The organism is Cupriavidus sp. 86D6, from assembly GCF_057815095.1.
The window spans coordinates 64,677-80,972 of the sequence record NZ_JBYPSB010000005.1 but is presented as its reverse complement, the minus strand read 5'-3'; the positions used below and the strand labels follow the sequence as shown (position 1 = coordinate 80,972).

Here is a 16,296-nt window from a genome sequence, read left to right as displayed (position 1 = left end):
CCATGACATCCGCCTACACCCTGCGCGCCATTGCCGCGCTCGCACTCACACTCATCGCCACGCAGCCGGCACGCGCCGACGCCACGCTCGACAAGATCAAGCAGCGCGGCAAGGTTGCCATCGGCGTGCTGGTCAACGGCGGCCCATTTGGATCGATCGATCCGGCCACCCAGCAACTGGTCGGCTGGAACCCCGAACTCGCCCGTGACCTCGCCAAACGCCTCGGAGTGGAAGCCGAACTCGTCCAGGTCAACCCCTCCAACCGCGTGCAGTTCCTGCAAGCTGGCAAGGTGGACCTGCTGATTGCCTCGATGGAATACAACCCCGATCGTGGCGAACTGCTGTCCTACGCACCCACGCCGTTCTACCGCGTCGGCGGCACCGCGGCAGTGCTCAAGACCAGCGGCATCCATCAGTGGGAAGACCTGCGCGGCAAGACCGTATGCGCGTCGCAGGGCAGCAGCTTCGTGAAGCCTCTGCAGGAGCAGTATGGCGCGCAGGTGCGTGGCTTCAAGACGGCATCCGAATCCCTGCTGGCATTGCGCGGCGGCCAATGCGTGGCGGCCGTGCATGACGCCACGTTGATCCATCCGCTGCTGCGCTCCAATGCCGAGTGGGCCACCTATGCCGCTCCGATCACAACCGAGATCCTGCCAGCGCCGTCGGTGGTCTGGGCCCGCAAGGGTGAAACGGATACGGTGGCCGCCGTGGACAAGGTGGTGCAGGAATGGCACCGCACCGGCTGGTTGATCGGCACCGAAAAGCGGCTGGGCATCACGCCGCCACAGCCGGTGCTGCCCGAACTGCAGGCAAAATTCAAGGGCTGAGGGCCGGCGCGCGATGAACAAGTACCTCGTATCGGCCGCCCTGCTGCTGGCCGGGTTCGCCACGGCCCATACGGCCTGGGCCGACGCCACGCTCGACAAGATTCGCCAGCGCGGCAAGCTGTCGGTTGGCATCGACGGCCCCAGCCCGCCGTTCGGCATCCTCGATACCGCTACCGGAAAGACTGGCGGCTACCAGACGGAACTGGCGGCCGACCTGGCGCGCCGCCTTGGCGTGCAACTGGAAACCGTGCCGGTGACGGCTTCCACGCGTGTGCAGTTCCTGCAGGCGGGCAAGGTCGACCTGCTGGTGGCAAACATTCAATGGACGCAGGAGCGCAGCGAGATCCTGAGCTTCGCCCCGACGCCTTACGACCTGGTCGGCGGCGCTGCCATGGTGTCCAGGCAAAGCGGCATCCAACGCTGGGAAGACCTGCGCGGCAAGGTGGCCTGCGTCTCCCAGGGCAGCAACTTCGCCAAGCCGCTGGCCGAGCGGTACGGCGCCATCGTCAAGGGCCTGCGTGGCATCCCGGAATCGTTGCTGGCGCTCAAGGGCGGCACGTGCGCGGCATCGGTGCATATCCAGCCGGCGCTGTACCAGACGCTGAACGGACCGAACAAGGCTGAATGGACCGCGTTCACGCTGGCCACCGACGACCAGTTGATCCCGTCGCCAACCGTCGTATGGACGCGTCGCGGCGAGCAGGACACGGTGGCATTCGTCGACACGGCGATCCGCGACTGGCATCGCACGGGCTTCCTGCTCAGCCAGGCCAGCAAGTTCGGCGTGCCGGACGGGGCCTACATCCGGCCCGCACGCGATCGCGCCAAACAGGGCAAGTTCGACGTGGCACCACAGGACTTCGCCGTCTTCACGGAGAGCCGGAAGCCATGACCACACCATCCATCACGCTGTCCCAGCGTGCCCGCCGCGTGCGCTTGTCGCCGATTGCCGCCGCCGGGCAGCGTGCCGCCGCGCTGATCCGCCAAGGTCGTGACGTGCTGACGCTCACCGCCGGCGAACCCGAATTCGACACGCCGCCTGCCATCCAGGAGGCGGCCATCGCGGCCATGGCGCGCGGGGAAACACGCTATACACCGACGCCGGGCACCGAAGTGCTGCGTCGCGCGGTAGCCGAACGCTTCAACGCGGACCATGCCATCGGCGTCGCGCCGGCCGAAGTGTTTATCGGCAGCGGCGGCAAGCAGGTGATCTTCAACGCATTCGCGGCCACGCTCGATGCCGGCGACGAAGTCATTGTGCCCGCACCCTACTGGTCTTCGTTTCCGGACATCGTGCGCGTCAACGACGGCAGTCCCGTCATCGTGCCGTGCGACCAGCAGAGCGGTTTCAAACTGACGGCCGGCGCACTGGCGTCCGCGATCACGCCGCGTACGCGCTGGGTCATCCTGAACTCGCCGTCCAATCCCACCGGCGCGGTGTACACGCAGGACGAACTGCTGTCGCTGGCCAAGGTACTGCGCGCGCATCCGCAGGTACTGGTCCTGCTCGACGAGATCTACGACCAGATCCGCTTCGTCCCGCCGGCGCGGCACTGGCTGGCGCTGGCACCGGACCTGCGCGGCAGATCGCTGATCCTCAACGGCGCATCGAAGACCTATGCAATGACCGGCTGGCGCATCGGCTGGGGCATCGCACCGGCCGAACTGGTGCAGGCGATGACAGCAATCCAGTCGCAGGTCTCGTCAGGTGCCAATTCGATCGGGCAGGCCGCCGCCGCAGCGGCGCTGCTGGCCAACGACCGGGCTTTCGTCGATCAGGCCCGCGACGCCTATGCGCGCCGGGCCACGTTGACCGTCGCGGCGATCAACCGCGTTCCCGGGCTGCGCCTGCTACCGCCCGACGGGTCCTTCTTCGCCTACATCCACTGCGGCGGACTGATCGGACTGGTACGGCCCGACGGCCAGGTGCTGGCAACCGACAGCGATGTGGTGGACTGGCTGCTGGACAGCGCGGGCGTTGCGGTGGTGGAAGGCGCCGCCTACGGGCTGTCACCGTACTTCCGCCTGTCGTTCGCCGCTGCGGACAACGTGCTTGAAGCGGCGTTGCAGCGCATTGCGCAGGCCGTCGCCACACTCAGCCCCGCGTCGGCGGAGGCGCACCCATGATCGACGCCTGGATCGTTTCCGGAATCGCCGCGCTGAAGCCGCTGGGCCTGAACTACGCCTTCGTTCTGGACACTACCGAGCGCACTGCGTTCCTGCATGGACTGGTCGTCACGCTGCAACTGTGCGTGCTGACGATTACTTGCAGCCTGCTGGCCGGCGCCGCGCTGGCGGCCATGCTCACCTCCGGCAACAAGGCGCTGGCTACGCCAGCACGCGCATTCGTCGAGCTGACCCGCAACACGCCCACGCTGGTGCAGCTCTATTGCGGCTTTCTCGTGCTGAACATGCTGATCACCCAGCATCTGAGCAGCCTGGGCAGCAGCAACCCGCTGACGCCATTCTTCTGGGTGGTGGCCGTCGTGTCGCTGCACAAGGCGGTGTTTCATGCCGAGGCCCTGCGCGCCGGCATCGAGGCCGTCCCGCGCGTCACGCTGGAGGCCGCACGCTCGCTGGGATTCTCGCGGCGGCAACTGCTGCTGCAGGTGGAACTGCCGCTGGCCGTCCGTTTCGCGCTGCCGGCGCTGGTCAACAACCTCGTCGATCTTGTCAAGATGACGGCCGTCGCGTCGGCCATCGCCGTGGGCGATGTCACGTATGAATCGATCATGATCTGGACCCAGCGCGACAACGTGCTGGAATTGCTCTTGTTGATCCTGGCGTTTTTCGGCGCGCTGACCTGGCTGGTCAGCCGCACGGGCCGCTGGCTGGAACTGCGTTTGAGGATGCCCGGCTATGGCCAGTAACCCGCTTGCCCTGCCCTCGCGCGCCGCGCCGCCCTCCGTCAGGCATGTCCTTGCCAGCCCCTGGGTGCTGGCTGCGTTGTGCGTGCTGGCCGTCGTCGGCTTCTGGAACGCCACAGGCAGCACGCCGGCCGCGTTCCGCAACCTGTGGACGTGGTCGCCGGCGCTGCTGCGTGGCATGTGGGCAAACATCGAAATCAGCGTCCTGGCGATGGCGCTTGGCACATTCGCCGGCCTGGTGATCGGCGCGCTGTCCCTGTCCACCCATCGCGGGATACGCCACCTGGCACGACTATGGGTGCAGGCGTTCCGCAACGCCCCGATCCTGGTGCTGGTGTACTTCACCACCTATGTGTTTCCGTTCGAGCTTCACATTGGCCAGTGGACGGTGCCGTTTCCCGACTGGATCAAGGTCGTACTGGGGCTTGCCCTGCCAGCCAGCGCCAACGTGGCAGAGATATTCCGGGGCGCGATCCAGTCGATTCCAAGCGCGCAATGGGAAGCTGCCCAGTCGCTGGCGTTCCGGCGCAGCCAGATTTTCCGGCTGATCGTGCTCCCGCAGTGTGTGCGGCGCATGTTGCCGCCGTGGATGAACCTTTACGCCAGCATCACCATGAGCACGTCGCTGGCCTCGCTGGTTGGCGTGCACGACGTGGTCGATACCGCCCAGGTGGCCAGCAATACCGTGGCCCGCACCGACTTCACGGTGCTGGTCTATTTCACGCTGCTGGCCCTGTTCTTTGCCTATTGCTATCCGATCGCGCGCGCCACGCGTGCGCTGGAGCGTCGTCATGACCGCCACTGATTCCTTTCTGCGCAACCACCAGCCGCAGGCGTCCGTCGACTCGCCCGCCAGACCGCTCGTCGCACTGCACGACGTGCACCTGACCTTCGGCGACAACACCGTGCTCAAGGGTATCGATGTCGAGGTGCGGCGCGGCGAGGCCGTGACCATCATCGGGCCATCCGGTTCTGGCAAGAGCACGATCCTGCGCTGCATCACCGGGCTGCTCCGACCGCAACAGGGGCAGATCCGCGTTGGCGACACCGCCGTGGAAGCGCTACGCACCGAAGACGAACTGATTGCCCTGCGCAAGCGCGTGGGCTTTGTCTTCCAGCAGTACAACCTGTTTCCGCACCTGACCGTACTGGAGAACCTGGTGATCGCCCCCACCCGGGTAATCGGCCGCAGCCGGCGTGAGGCCGAGCAGGAAGCGCATGCGCTGCTGGGCAAAGTGCGGCTGGCCGACAAGGCGCACGCGTATCCGGGCGAACTGTCGGGCGGTCAGCAGCAACGCGTGGCGATTGCCCGGGCCCTGGCGATGCGGCCCGAGCTGATCCTGTTCGACGAGGTGACGTCGGCGCTCGATCCCGAAACCGTCGGCGAAGTGCTGACCGTGATCCGCGAACTCGTGGAAGACGGCATGACCTGCGTGCTGGTGACCCACGAGATGCGCTTTGCCGCCGAGATCAGCGATCACATCTACTTCACCGAAGCCGGCCGAATCGTCGAGCATGGGCCGCCCGAGCAGATCTTCGGCAACCCCAGCCACGAGCGCACGCGCGCCTTCCTGCGCCGGGCGCTGGGCGCCATTCCGCGCCTGCCCGCCGAATTCAACGCCGCGTTCGCACCGGCACCCGCACCCACCCAAGGCTGACCAGGACCATTCCATGAGCGAGAATCCCACGGACGGCATCCACACACGGCTGCTGCATGCCGGCGCGCCACGACTGCACGATGGCGCCGGCCCCGTCAACGTTCCCGTGGTGCGCACCAGCACCGTCCGTTTCGAGAACGTCGAGACGCTGGCCGACCGCCATCACCGCCGCTCGCATGGCGAGCGGATTGCCACGTATGGGCGTCACGGCCTCGACACCCATGAGGCGCTGGAAGACGCGTTATGCACCCTGGAAGGCGGGCATCGTGCCTTTCTGGCGCCCTCCGGGCTGTCGGCCATCACACTGGTGCTGCTGGCGCTGCTCGGCCCCGGCGACCACGCGCTGGTTTCCGACACGGTCTATGCGCCGCTTCGCCGGGTCGACCAGACGCTGTTGCAGCGGCTTGGCGTGGAAATCCAGTATTTCTCGCCCGCACATGACGACCTCGATGCGCTGATTCGCTCCACCACACGGCTCGTGTATCTGGAGTCGCCGGGCTCCCTGCTGTTCGATGTTCTCGACTTGCCCGCGCTGACGGCCATTGCACGCGCCAAAGGCGTGCCGGTCGCCATCGACAACACATGGAGCGGCGGCTGGTTCCTGCAGCCTTTGCGCCTCGGCGCCAATCTTTCGATCCAGGCGGCGACCAAGTACATCGCAGGCCATTCCGACGTCATGCAGGGCGCCGTCGTGGTGGACAGCCCGGCGCTGGCGGAGCGCATCGCGACCGCACACGAGGCGCTGGGCCTCACCGTCGGTGCCGACGACGCCTATCTGGCGCTGCGCGGGCTCCGCACGCTGCCCGTACGGCTGGCGCAGCACCAGCGCAACGCGACGGAGGTGGCGCAATGGCTGCAGCAGCAGCCGCTGGTGTCCCGCACCTTCTATCCCGCGCTGCCCGACGACCCCGGTCACACGCTGTGGAAGCGCGATTTCACGGGTGCCAGCGGGCTGGTGTCATTTGCCCTGCGCACCCGCGACCACACCGCAGCCGGCCGGCTGGTCAACACCCTGCGGCTATTTTCGATCGGCGCCTCGTGGGGCGGCTACGAGAGCCTGGCGCTGGTGGCGCCCCCCGAACGGCTCAATGCGTCCCGTAGCTGGCAGGAACATGGGGACGACGCGCCGGTCATCCGCCTGCATGTCGGCCTGGAGGACCCACGCGACCTGATCGCGGATCTGCACCAAGCCTTCCAACGGACCATTGCCTAGGATTGACATGAGCGACATCGACCAATTCGCGCGGGACACGCTGCGGCTACTGGGCCCGGCTCCCGACAACTGGGTGCCCCAACGCGACGGCATCGACCATAACGTCGTGGTCGTCGGGGGCGGCCAGGGCGGCACTGCCATCGCCCATGCACTGCGGCGGGCGGGCATCGGCCGGGTTTCCGTGATCGACGCTGCGGCAGACGCTTCCGGCACCGGCGTCTGGCTTACCCGCGCACGCATGCACAAGCTGCGCACGCTGAAATCGCTGGTAGGACCGGAACTCGGCATCACCGCGCTGGGCTTCCAGCAATGGTTCGAGGCCCGCCACGGCCGCGAGGCCTTCGCGGCACTAGACCGCATTGCGCGCGCCGACTGGGCTGCCTATCTCGACTGGTTCCGCGACTTCCTCGATATCGAGGTTCGCCACGGCACGCGCCTCGTCGATATCGCACCGTTCGAGGACGCCGGCGTACAGGCGCTGCGGCTGACGCTGGAAGTCGGCGGTGCGAGGCACGTCGAGACGACGCGCAAGCTTGTCCTGGCCAACGGCGTAGCCGGCAACGGTGCGCCATCCGTGCCCGGCTACCTGCAGGCGGCGGTACAGGCGGGGCTCGCCGCGCATACGGCCGATGCCATCGACTTTGCGGCGTTACGCGGCAAGACCGTGGCGGTGATCGGTGCGGCCGCCTCGGCCTTCGACGCGGCGGCAGTGGCGCTGGAAGCTGGCGCGCAGGCGGTACGGCTGTTCTCCCGGCGCGATCACATTGCGGCCCGGGCCGTGGCCAAGCCGCGCATGTACCCCGGCTTTTTCGAGAACTACGCCAGCCTGTCCGATGCGCAGCGTTGGCAGCACGCGGTACGCTACCGCCGCGCGGGCTCGACGCCTCCGGCAGATGCCGTGAAGCGCGCCACCGCCCATGCGAACTTCCATCTGCACCTATCCTCGCCGTGGCAGGCTGCCACGCTGCGCGACGGCAGCGTCGAAGCCCATGTGGCAGACCGGACATTCGTGTTTGACTTCGTGATCGCCGGCACGGGATACACCACCGACCCTGCCGACCGCGCCGAACTGGCCAGCATCGCCCCATGGATGGCTCGCTGGCGCGACCGGTACGAGCCGCTGCCCGGCGAGCGCGATGACGCGCTTGGCGCTTCGCCCTATCTGGGCTCCGGCCTTGAATACACCGAAAAGCACCGCGGTGCCGCGCCATGGCTCGGGGCAATCCACGTGTTCAATCCGGCCGGCTATGCCAGCACGGGCGTTCCGTTGGGCGATATCCCGAGCATGCGGCGTGATATCCCGCGGATCGTATCGCGCGTGAGCCAGGATCTGTTCACCGCCGACCTTGCATTGCACCAGGCCCGCGCGCTTGCCGAGGTGTCGCCTGATTTCGGGCCGGACTTGTACGCACATGCCGTCTGGCACGGCTGAACGAAACAGGGGGCCGTGACGCCCCCTGTCGTACCGGTTGTCGCGACCGTTCCGCTCAGCCTGCCGCCCCGGCGGCCCCGATCAACCGGAAGCCGATATCGCCCTCGCGCCCGAGCTGCTCCACCAGGTTGACCTCCCAGTCGAGATACGCCTGAAAGCCGGCATTGCGCTGGCCCACGTCGGCATGCTGATACGGGCTGAACCAGTAATCGTCGTCATCGGTCAGCACCCGCTCGGCACCCGTGCCCACCGGTAGACCCGCAGCCGCCCAGGCCTGCGTGCCGCCAGTCACGTAGCGGACATCGCGGCCCGTACGCGCGGCCAATTCCGAAGCCACCACGCGTGCGAGCACGCCATCGGAAGAGATGATCAGAATGGCGTGCTGGGCCGGAATATCGGCGATCAGCCCTTCCAGCCGGTCAGGGACGGCGAAGTAGGCTCCCGCCGCGTGACGCTTCTCGTAGGCTGACCTTCGCTCCACGTCGAACAGCCTTGCCGTGCCGGAGCCCAGCTGCTGTGCTGCCTGCTGTGATGACACCGACGCAGCGGACGGACGCGATGCCAGCACACGGACGGGCTCCGGGCCGGTCACGAGCGCCGCATCGGCGGACGGTGCGTAGACGAACACCTCATGCCCGCCAAGCTGCGCCAGCCAGGCGGCCGTCGTCAGCGCGCGCACGCCGTCGAAGTCCGCCAGCACGATGCGGGCACGACGCGTGGCCAGATACTCGTCGGTGGCCTGTACCAGTTGGCCGCCGGGCGCCCAGCGCCAGCCGGGCAGATGGCCCGATTCATACTCGCTGCGCGTGCGCACATCGAAACGGTAGAGGGTATGCGTCGGCGATGCAGCCTCCAATTGCTGCAGGCCAGCGGCATCGATCCGGCGCACCCCCGCCTGCGCTGCCACATTCTCCGCGCGGTTTCGTACCACATCGAGCGTGGCAGCCGACGGTTCCGGCAGCGGTGTCACGCGCCCGTGCGCCAGCGTCCGGCCTGACAGCAGCCAGGCCATGGTGCCGTCCTTCAGCGACGCCACCGGGTTGGGAATGCCCGCATCGATCAGCGTCTGCGCGCCCACGATGCTGCGGGTGCGGCCTGCGCAATTGACCACCACCAGCGTGCCAGGGTTCGGCGCCAGTTCGCCAATCCGGTAGACCAGTTCGGCGCCCGGCAAGCTGTGCGCGAACGGCAGGCTGAAATCTGCGAACTCTTCCGGGGTGCGGCTATCCACCACGACAATGTCTTCGCCCTTTTCAATACGGCGATGCAGTTCGTCGGCATCGATCCACGGTGTGTGTTTCTCGTGTTCGATGATCTCGCCAAAGGCCTTGCTCGGTACGTTACTGCCGGTGAACAGTTCGTTGCCGGACGCCACCCAGGCCGCCACGCCGCCCTGCAGCACCGACACATTGCCCCAGCCAAGCCGCACCAGCTTTGCCGCGGCCTGGTGCGCCAGCGCATCGGCATCGTCGCCGCTGTCGAGCAGGACGATGCGCGTATCGGGCCTCGGGACCAGCCGATGGATCAGCAGTTCCAGCCGCCACAGTGGCGCGGAAGCCGCCAGCAACGGATGGCCTTTCGCATGGACGCCTGTCTCGCGCACGTCGAGCAGCGCGATTTCCTCTCCATCCGCCAGCGCAGCCTTCAGCGTGGCGACGTCCGTTACCGGCGCCGCCAGCCGGCGCGGCGGCCCGAAGTGGCGATAGCTGCCACCTGCCTTGCTCTCGAACACCACGCGGCCCGCAAGCCGATCCAGTGCGAGGCCATAAAAATGCAAATGCAGCCCGTTCTCCTCACCAAGGAGCTCGATGGTATGCACATCGTCGGGCAACAGCGTGACCGAGGAGCCCGCCACGACATCGGATTCCCCGATGTCGACCAGCTTGTCGCGCGCCGGGTCGTCCGTCGCCTGCCGCACATAGAAGTTGTTGCGCTCCCGGCCGGTGATACCGGCAATGATCGCCCACGTGGTGTGGTCGTGCGGCGGCTGTGCCTTGCCTGGGAGGCCGGCCGAGACATACAGCGCAAACCGGCCGTCGAGATCCTCGGCCAGCCTGTATACCTGCGCGGGGTTCGTGGCCGACACCGGAAAGTGGGCGTCAGGAAATAACTCCCGCTGCTGGCCCAGCGCTTCCAGCGCCTTCGCCACCGGCTCCAGCAAGGACTTGTCAGTCACGTCGGCATTGCCGAGCAATTGGCGCGTCTCGGCGATAAACTGGGCCACCGCCCGGTGGCGGCGGCTGGCGATGTCGGTTCCTGAGGCGGCAGCGTGAAGTAACTCGGATGCGGTCATGGCGAAGGCCCAATGGGTCATGAGTCGGATGGGAACAAGCTACCGACTCTAGGGGCTACCGCTCATCCCAGGAACGAACAAACTCGCACATTGTTATGCGCGAATGGCGTATATCCGCGACGGATTCGACCGGCACTCGCGAAACAGGCAGATGGCGCCGTGGTACACGCTCAGCCCGGAGGCCGAGCGTGTACCACAGCGGCCGTTGCCGTCAGCTGCAGCGGAAGCTGGCTGCGTCGTTGATGTCGCCCGTGCCGTTGTATCGGGCCGTCTTCGGATACGGGCAGAGCGGGCGAGTCCGGTCAACGGTGCCTGTGGTCCAAGCTGCCGGAACGTCGCTGTTAGGTGCTGCGTTCGAACTGCCACGCGCCGTGGCAATGACACTCTCCGGTGCCTTGCCTTGCTCGACCCAGGTCACAAGCGGCGTCAGGATGTCAAACTGATCGGCAGTGGGACCGCCGGAGCAGTGGTTCATGCCGGCAATTGGGAAATAGCGTGCGAAATCGCCCGCGTCACCGCTGTTGGCTGCCATCAGCCGCTCATACCAGTCAGTGGTGTCATTCGAAGAAAACACCGGGTCGCTGGTGCCGTGGTACACGATCAGCTTAGCGCCGCGATTCTTCAGCACTGACAAGTTGGTCTCATCGGGTGGCGTCATGAATGACCAGGCCGATTCCGTGTACGTACCGTCGCTGGCAAAGATCTTCGGCGCGTCGGTGTCCATGCTGAAGTTCAGCGCAAACGCCTTGAGCGCGCTGGCGGTCGACGCTGGCTGCGGCGGCGTCGTGAAAACGAACGCCAAGGCCGCTGGGTCGAGCGAGACCGATGCGCTTTGCTTCCACTGGGCCCAGCCTGCGCTGCCGATACCCGCATCAAACGGGAAGCTGGCGTACAGCGCCTGGCCCGCGCTGTTGCGTGCGCCGGCGAACAAGTTGCTCAGTGCCGTCTTCTGCGAAGCGGTCAGGCAGGTTCCATCACGGGTCGTACCCGCGCAGGTCGGCACGTCGTTGCTCAGGCTGAACTGCGACTGGCATGCCTTGAGGTTCTGCACCATACCGTCTGTCGCGCCGTCCAGCGCATCGCACTTCGCCAGTACGCGACTGGAGATCAAAGCGCGCTCCGCGGCCGACAGCGCCGTGGTGATATCGGGTAGACCATCGGTGCCCGTCGTGGAAACCGTCGCCAATTGCTGCGCGCCGTAGACCTCGCCAATGGCGGCCTTCGGCAGATGGAAGCCGGGGTCGCCCGCCACGATGCCGTCGTACTCCTTGGCCATGCGTGCCGCGGCGACCATCGCATGGCGTCCGCCATTGGAGCATCCGCCAAAGTAGCTGCGATCTGGACCCTTGCCGTAGGACTGTGAGATCAACGCCTTGGCCATCGGTGTCAGTGTTGCGACGGTGTTATAGCCATAGTCCAGCCGGGCTTGTGGATCGATCCCAAACAGGGGATTCTGGCTACCGTTGTGCCCGGCATCGGAGCTGATGACGGCAAAGCCCATCGCAAGCGCGCCGGTCTGGGGCCCGCCGCCCAGTGCACCTTGCGCCTGGTTGACGCTGCCATCCAGGCCACCGTTGGCCTGGTAGTAGAACCTGCCGTTCCAGACTTTGGGCAGACGCATTTCGAAGCCCATGGCGTAGGCCTTACCATCGACAGGACTCGTGCGTGCCTTCATATTGCCCACAATCAGGCAATGCTCTGCCACGCCAGTGGCCCCTGTCTTGATCGCGCCTGCGGCAACTGTCGTGACCGCTGTAATGGACGTGTCCTGGAATGCCAGCTTGCTGGCAAGGCTTTCACACGTGGCGGACAACGTCATGCCCACCGCCGGGCCGAGCACCGGTAATCCCGATACCGGTGCCGGAGTCGAAGCGGCGGGTGGCGTCGATGCAGTGTGGGTGCCGGCGTCGTCGCTGCCACCGCATCCCGCCAAAGGGACGAGCGCGATCGCGGTGGCCAGCAAGGCGCCACCGGTAAGTGGTTGAGGCATGGTGTCTCCCGTTTAGTTTTATGTCATGGCCCAGGGGCCAGGTGCTGGCAACGACGGCTTGGCCGTCGTCGCTGTAAAGTGCTTCCACTGCTGCAAGGAGATGAGCAAGCGCCGTGCGTACGGCCGGTCCGCCCAGGACCGCGCGATCACGCGACCCGGCGGCCGGTCCGGCTAATCGCCTGCGTTCGGCTTCCATCCCTCCCTGTTCATGCTGCGCCAGCCCTACGGAAATCGTGCAATCAATATAATTTCAGGTAGCCTGATATAGCAAGTAGATTATCATTGGTGCGCGTAAACCCCTAACAAGCAACATTCACTTTGCCAAGACCCCCGGCAGGACGATGGCTACCAAGACAAAAGAGATAACGAAAACCAGGTCGGCGAGACAAGCCGCTGCGGCATCGGCGCAAACTCGTGAGCCTGCAGCGGCACCGCCATTGGCGCCCACGCGGTTGCCTTATCTGATCGGGCGCACGGACCGCATCGTCAAACGCCGTCTCACCGAAGCGTTGGCACCGCACGGCATCACGCTTCCGCTATTCACTGCCATGTCCGTGCTACAGGCGAGAGGCAGCCTTTCGAATGCGCAGCTGGCTGAGCGATCGTTTATGTCGCCGCAGTCCGCCAACGAGATCGTGAAAACGATGGAGGCAAAAGGGTGGGTGGTGCGCGAGCCCGATCCCGCGCATGGACGTATCGTGAACTTGAGCCTCACGGCAAGCGCACAAAAGCTCCTGGTCCGCTGCGACGATTCAGTGAAGAAGCTGGAAGCCGAGATGCTGGAAGGTATCGACGCGGAAAACGTCGCCCTGTTGCAGACCTTGCTGGTGACTTGCGCACGAAACTTGCGCTAGACAAAACACCTCGCCGGTGGCGTCCCGCCTGCCGTTCCTGCGGCAGATGCCACTGTTTGACGGCGGTGTCCGGCCGAATGCGAGCACTCGATCAGTAGCATCGGGGAATGCTGAACGTGCGTCGGCGCGGGCGCCGCGCGCAGCATGGCGCTTAGCCTTTGATGTTGCGCGGATCGTGGCCGAAGGAATTTCGCTCACGGATCTGGCCGTCGCGGCCGTGTATCAGCAGCTCGACCTTGTCCCGCCTTGCACGCTCAGTGCCGACCTTGATGGCTTCCTCCTGGGTTTCAAAAAGCTCCGCCGGGCCAGCCGAACCTTCGACTTCGACTGCCCAGCCATCCGCCTGTGTGGGCACGACATGAATGTCAGCGGCCATGGTGGTCTCCTGAATAGTTGGGTGACAGTCTGAATACGGCGATCCGCCGCGGGTACGCGGCGCATCGGGTCACCATTCTCTTCAGCGTAGGAGATCGTGTCGCCCCTACCCAGGGATGGGAATACCTTAACTAGAGATTAATTTCGGCATGGCGTTATACCGGGCTCGCGCTTGCCGAAAAAGTGAACCACTGAGCCGCATATTGTCATTCATCGCATATTTATCGAAGTGATACGCGACCAAAGTTGATGATTATTGAAAATCGATATCGTTTTCAATATTTATAGGGAGCCACGGAAAGACTCTTGGAATATTAGGATGCAATAGATTCCGATATCAATATTGAAACATATTTGCGCCGCTGGTTCCGTCTCAACCACATGGTTGAGAACCTCATCCAAAATAACGGCTGACGGTAAAAATAACTGCCTCGTCAGCGACACTAGTGAAGCTGCAGTATCAATTTGTGGATACGCGCGCCAAACTCAATTGCGGGCGCCTCACGTAGATTGTGCAACGGGTGCTATCGGCCAGACATATTTGCGGGAAGTGGCCAGCTTCTTCGGTACATATCCAGATCGATGTGACGCATAACCGACATACAGTCTTTATTGTCACGCCCCTGTCACATGTGGATGCCCTACCGAGCACATTAACGAGGAAAAGTGCAAGTTGGCCGTGTGGCATTTGTCAGTTTTCGAGAATCGTCTGTGGACCCCATTCGCCGCTGTTTCAAAGTTGCAACCATTCAAGGCAACGGCATACGTCGTGTGGCGGGGTGGTTTGCTGGAATCCCAAATAATCTCTGCGATCCTCGGTGGCTGGCATAACCATCGCTCTGTCTTTTACTCCAAATCGCTACCGCCGCCAAAAGCCGAACCGGGCGAGAAGAAAAGCGACATGCAGCGTGGAAAGCGGTCGCAGACGGTCCTAAAAGCAAGTCGTCGTAGGGGCGTCCCGCCTCCCCAATGGGAACGCCCGCTTTGCACTCAGGAGAGACCGGCATGGCTCAGAAAGTGCTCGCCGTTTTCGGCACGAGGCCGGAAGCCATCAAGATGGCGCCATTAATTCATCGGCTGCGGGAGGCGGCGAACATCGACTTGCGCGTGTGCGTCACAGGCCAACATCGCCAGATGCTCGACCAGGTATTGCGACTTTTCGAGATCGTTCCGGACTTCGACCTGAACATCATTAGCCAGGGCCAGACTCTGTCCGACATCACGACGCGTGTGCTGACGGGCGTGCATGCGGTATTGGACCGCTTTGTCCCTGACGCGATGCTCGTGCATGGTGACACCACCACCACGCTTGCCGCCACCCTGGCGGCGTTCTATCGCAATGTCGCGGTGGGACACGTCGAAGCGGGCCTGCGCACCGGCAATCTCAGCGCGCCGTGGCCTGAAGAAATGAATCGGCGCGTGACCGATGTGATGGCCTGTTGGCTGTTCGCACCCACGCTGCAGGCGCAGGAAACGCTGCTGCGCGAAGGCGTCGATCGCGATCGGATCAGCCTCACCGGCAACACGGGCATTGACGCCCTGCTGCAAATCAAGAAACGCCTCGATAGCGATGCCGCTATGCGCAACCGGCTGGCCGCGCAATATGGCTTCCTGGATAAATCGCGGCGGCTGATCCTGGTCACCGGCCATCGGCGCGAGAACTTCGGTACGCCGTTCGAGCGCCTGTTCGTCGCACTGCGCACGCTCGCCGATCGCAATCCCGATATCCAGATCGTTTATCCGGTGCATCTGAACCCGCGCGTGCAGGCGCCTGTCAAGGCAATCCTTAGCGGGCACCCGAACATCCACCTGATCGAGCCCCAGGAATACCTGCCGTTTGTCTTCCTGATGTCTTCCGCGCATCTGATCATCACTGACTCGGGCGGCATTCAGGAGGAGGCCCCCGCGCTGGGCAAGCCGGTGCTCGTGACGCGTGATTCCACGGAACGGCCTGAAGCGGTAGCCGCCGGCACAGCGCGGCTGGTGGGCACGGATCCGGAACGCCTGATCACCGTTACGGAGCAATTGCTTAACGATACCGAGGAATATGCGCGCATGGCACGCGCCCATAACCCATTCGGTGATGGCCGCGCCAGCGAGCGCATCGTCGTTGCGTTACAGGCGCCGCTCCAGGGCCCCGACCGGCACTGTGGCAACGCCCCGGGCCACGCAGCCCTTGGCGGCCTGAATGGCCGCGCGCCGGCCATGTACGCGGCGACATCCATGACATCGATCACATCGGCGACATCGACCACATTGGCCAATGAGTCGTCCAGGGGCCAACGGCCCGCGCCAGAAGGAGCCATTCCATGAAGCGCTCACGCATGACCCGGTTTGTTGCGTGGGGGACAGCAGTGCTATTTGCCAGTTCCCCGGTCTCGATGCCCGCCCACGCCGCACTGACTGAAGAGGCCGCCGCGGTGGCGGCACAGCCGCCGCTATATCTGCCGGCAAGTCCGGCGGACCCCGGCGGATTGAAGGGGTATGACCATAGCGTACAGACCGACTTTGTCTATGAAGCCGATGCCGTTGGCACGAACAAGGAAAAGAAGGACAAGATCAAGGCGAAAATGCCCAAAAAGCTCAAGGCCGGGCCAAAGGTGAAGGCAGGCACCTACACACTGGCGCCGGCTCCCGAAGCGGAGCCGGATTGAGGTGCGATCCGGCACCGAACATTCTGCATCATGCCTGGCGGCGGGCTGGCGCTTTTCGCATCTCCGCCAAGGCGAGGCACATTGACATCGCGCTGGGAGAAGATCGTGCTTAACAACTCTCACTCATTCATGC

General features: G+C 64.7%; 14 protein-coding genes. 11 read left to right on the top strand and 3 right to left on the bottom strand.

Translation table 11 applies throughout. From position 1 onward, the window contains the following. The first annotated feature begins 2 nt into the window (after positions 1 to 2). The 8 genes from AC3G88_RS13710 to AC3G88_RS13675 are packed head-to-tail and all read left to right on the top strand — an operon-like array spanning position 3 to position 7,997. A complete protein-coding gene (locus AC3G88_RS13710; protein ID WP_488772203.1) occupies positions 3 to 827 on the top strand; it encodes a transporter substrate-binding domain-containing protein in 825 nt (274 codons plus the stop codon). A gap of 13 nt (positions 828 to 840) precedes the next feature. After that, entirely contained in the window at positions 841 to 1,719 is an 879-nt protein-coding gene (locus AC3G88_RS13705) for a transporter substrate-binding domain-containing protein (protein WP_488772204.1), read from the top strand. Further along, positions 1,716 to 2,954, top strand: coding sequence for an aminotransferase class I/II-fold pyridoxal phosphate-dependent enzyme (locus tag AC3G88_RS13700; RefSeq protein ID WP_488893444.1), 1,239 nt, complete (start codon positions 1,716 to 1,718; stop codon positions 2,952 to 2,954). Before AC3G88_RS13705 ends, AC3G88_RS13700 begins: the two co-directional genes overlap by 4 nt. Then, positions 2,951 to 3,697 carry an amino acid ABC transporter permease gene (locus AC3G88_RS13695; RefSeq protein WP_488772207.1) on the top strand — a complete coding sequence of 249 codons (747 nt, stop codon included), beginning with the start codon at positions 2,951 to 2,953 and terminating at the stop codon, positions 3,695 to 3,697. The genes AC3G88_RS13700 and AC3G88_RS13695 overlap by 4 nt, the downstream gene beginning before the upstream one ends. Continuing rightward, the gene (locus AC3G88_RS13690) at positions 3,687 to 4,499 is read left to right on the top strand and encodes an amino acid ABC transporter permease (RefSeq protein ID WP_488772208.1); all 813 of its coding nucleotides are present in this window, start codon (positions 3,687 to 3,689) and stop codon (positions 4,497 to 4,499) included. Before AC3G88_RS13695 ends, AC3G88_RS13690 begins: the two co-directional genes overlap by 11 nt. Then, the gene (locus AC3G88_RS13685) at positions 4,486 to 5,352 is read left to right on the top strand and encodes an amino acid ABC transporter ATP-binding protein (RefSeq protein ID WP_488772209.1); all 867 of its coding nucleotides are present in this window, start codon (positions 4,486 to 4,488) and stop codon (positions 5,350 to 5,352) included. Before AC3G88_RS13690 ends, AC3G88_RS13685 begins: the two co-directional genes overlap by 14 nt. A 13-nt stretch (positions 5,353 to 5,365) precedes the next feature. Further along, positions 5,366 to 6,565, top strand: a complete 1,200-nt coding sequence (metC, locus tag AC3G88_RS13680) for a cystathionine beta-lyase (protein ID WP_488772211.1) — start codon at positions 5,366 to 5,368, stop codon at positions 6,563 to 6,565. 7 nt (positions 6,566 to 6,572) lie between these two features. Continuing rightward, the gene (locus AC3G88_RS13675; protein WP_488772212.1) at positions 6,573 to 7,997 is read left to right on the top strand and encodes an FAD-dependent oxidoreductase; all 1,425 of its coding nucleotides are present in this window, start codon (positions 6,573 to 6,575) and stop codon (positions 7,995 to 7,997) included. Positions 7,998 to 8,052: 55 nt separating this feature from the next. Here AC3G88_RS13675 and AC3G88_RS13670 read toward each other — a convergent pair whose 3' ends face one another. Both AC3G88_RS13670 and AC3G88_RS13665 read right to left on the bottom strand, forming a co-directional pair. Then, on the bottom strand, positions 8,053 to 10,311 hold the full coding sequence (locus AC3G88_RS13670; protein WP_488893443.1) for a rhodanese-like domain-containing protein: 2,259 nt from the start codon (positions 10,309 to 10,311) through the stop codon (positions 8,053 to 8,055). A 190-nt stretch (positions 10,312 to 10,501) separates the two neighbouring features. Continuing rightward, on the bottom strand, positions 10,502 to 12,280 hold the full coding sequence (locus AC3G88_RS13665) for a tannase/feruloyl esterase family alpha/beta hydrolase (protein ID WP_488893442.1): 1,779 nt from the start codon (positions 12,278 to 12,280) through the stop codon (positions 10,502 to 10,504). A gap of 341 nt (positions 12,281 to 12,621) precedes the next feature. On the opposite strand from AC3G88_RS13665, the gene AC3G88_RS13660 reads away from it, so the two are divergent. Then, complete coding sequence (locus tag AC3G88_RS13660; protein WP_488772216.1) at positions 12,622 to 13,134, top strand: MarR family winged helix-turn-helix transcriptional regulator; 513 nt, start codon at positions 12,622 to 12,624, stop codon at positions 13,132 to 13,134. 151 nt (positions 13,135 to 13,285) lie between these two features. On the opposite strand, the gene AC3G88_RS13655 is transcribed toward AC3G88_RS13660, so the two are convergent. After that, entirely contained in the window at positions 13,286 to 13,510 is a 225-nt protein-coding gene (locus tag AC3G88_RS13655) for a DUF2188 domain-containing protein (protein WP_488772217.1), read from the bottom strand. A 1,004-nt stretch (positions 13,511 to 14,514) separates the two neighbouring features. Here AC3G88_RS13655 and wecB point away from each other — a divergent pair. Both wecB and AC3G88_RS13645 read left to right on the top strand, forming a co-directional pair. Further along, complete coding sequence (gene wecB / locus AC3G88_RS13650) at positions 14,515 to 15,822, top strand: non-hydrolyzing UDP-N-acetylglucosamine 2-epimerase (protein WP_488772218.1); 1,308 nt, start codon at positions 14,515 to 14,517, stop codon at positions 15,820 to 15,822. Further along, on the top strand, positions 15,819 to 16,163 hold the full coding sequence (locus tag AC3G88_RS13645) for a hypothetical protein (protein ID WP_488772219.1): 345 nt from the start codon (positions 15,819 to 15,821) through the stop codon (positions 16,161 to 16,163). The genes wecB and AC3G88_RS13645 overlap by 4 nt, the downstream gene beginning before the upstream one ends. Positions 16,164 to 16,296: the final 133 nt, after the last annotated feature.

Excerpts from the sequence above, each read along its gene's own strand:
- AC3G88_RS13685 (WP_488772209.1), top strand. The coding sequence starts at position 4,486 with ATGACCGCCACTGATTCCTTTCTGCGCAACCACCAGCCGCAGGCGTCC.
- AC3G88_RS13665 (WP_488893442.1), bottom strand. The coding sequence starts at position 12,280 with ATGCCTCAACCACTTACCGGTGGCGCCTTGCTGGCCACCGCGATCGCG.
- AC3G88_RS13675 (WP_488772212.1), top strand. The coding sequence starts at position 6,573 with ATGAGCGACATCGACCAATTCGCGCGGGACACGCTGCGGCTACTGGGC.
- AC3G88_RS13710 (WP_488772203.1), top strand. The coding sequence starts at position 3 with ATGACATCCGCCTACACCCTGCGCGCCATTGCCGCGCTCGCACTCACA.
- AC3G88_RS13700 (WP_488893444.1), top strand. The coding sequence starts at position 1,716 with ATGACCACACCATCCATCACGCTGTCCCAGCGTGCCCGCCGCGTGCGC.
- AC3G88_RS13645 (WP_488772219.1), top strand. The coding sequence starts at position 15,819 with ATGAAGCGCTCACGCATGACCCGGTTTGTTGCGTGGGGGACAGCAGTG.
- AC3G88_RS13670 (WP_488893443.1), bottom strand. The coding sequence starts at position 10,311 with ATGACCCATTGGGCCTTCGCCATGACCGCATCCGAGTTACTTCACGCT.
- AC3G88_RS13705 (WP_488772204.1), top strand. The coding sequence starts at position 841 with ATGAACAAGTACCTCGTATCGGCCGCCCTGCTGCTGGCCGGGTTCGCC.
- AC3G88_RS13660 (WP_488772216.1), top strand. The coding sequence starts at position 12,622 with ATGGCTACCAAGACAAAAGAGATAACGAAAACCAGGTCGGCGAGACAA.
- AC3G88_RS13690 (WP_488772208.1), top strand. The coding sequence starts at position 3,687 with ATGGCCAGTAACCCGCTTGCCCTGCCCTCGCGCGCCGCGCCGCCCTCC.
- AC3G88_RS13655 (WP_488772217.1), bottom strand. The coding sequence starts at position 13,510 with ATGGCCGCTGACATTCATGTCGTGCCCACACAGGCGGATGGCTGGGCA.
- AC3G88_RS13695 (WP_488772207.1), top strand. The coding sequence starts at position 2,951 with ATGATCGACGCCTGGATCGTTTCCGGAATCGCCGCGCTGAAGCCGCTG.
- metC (WP_488772211.1), top strand. The coding sequence starts at position 5,366 with ATGAGCGAGAATCCCACGGACGGCATCCACACACGGCTGCTGCATGCC.
- wecB (WP_488772218.1), top strand. The coding sequence starts at position 14,515 with ATGGCTCAGAAAGTGCTCGCCGTTTTCGGCACGAGGCCGGAAGCCATC.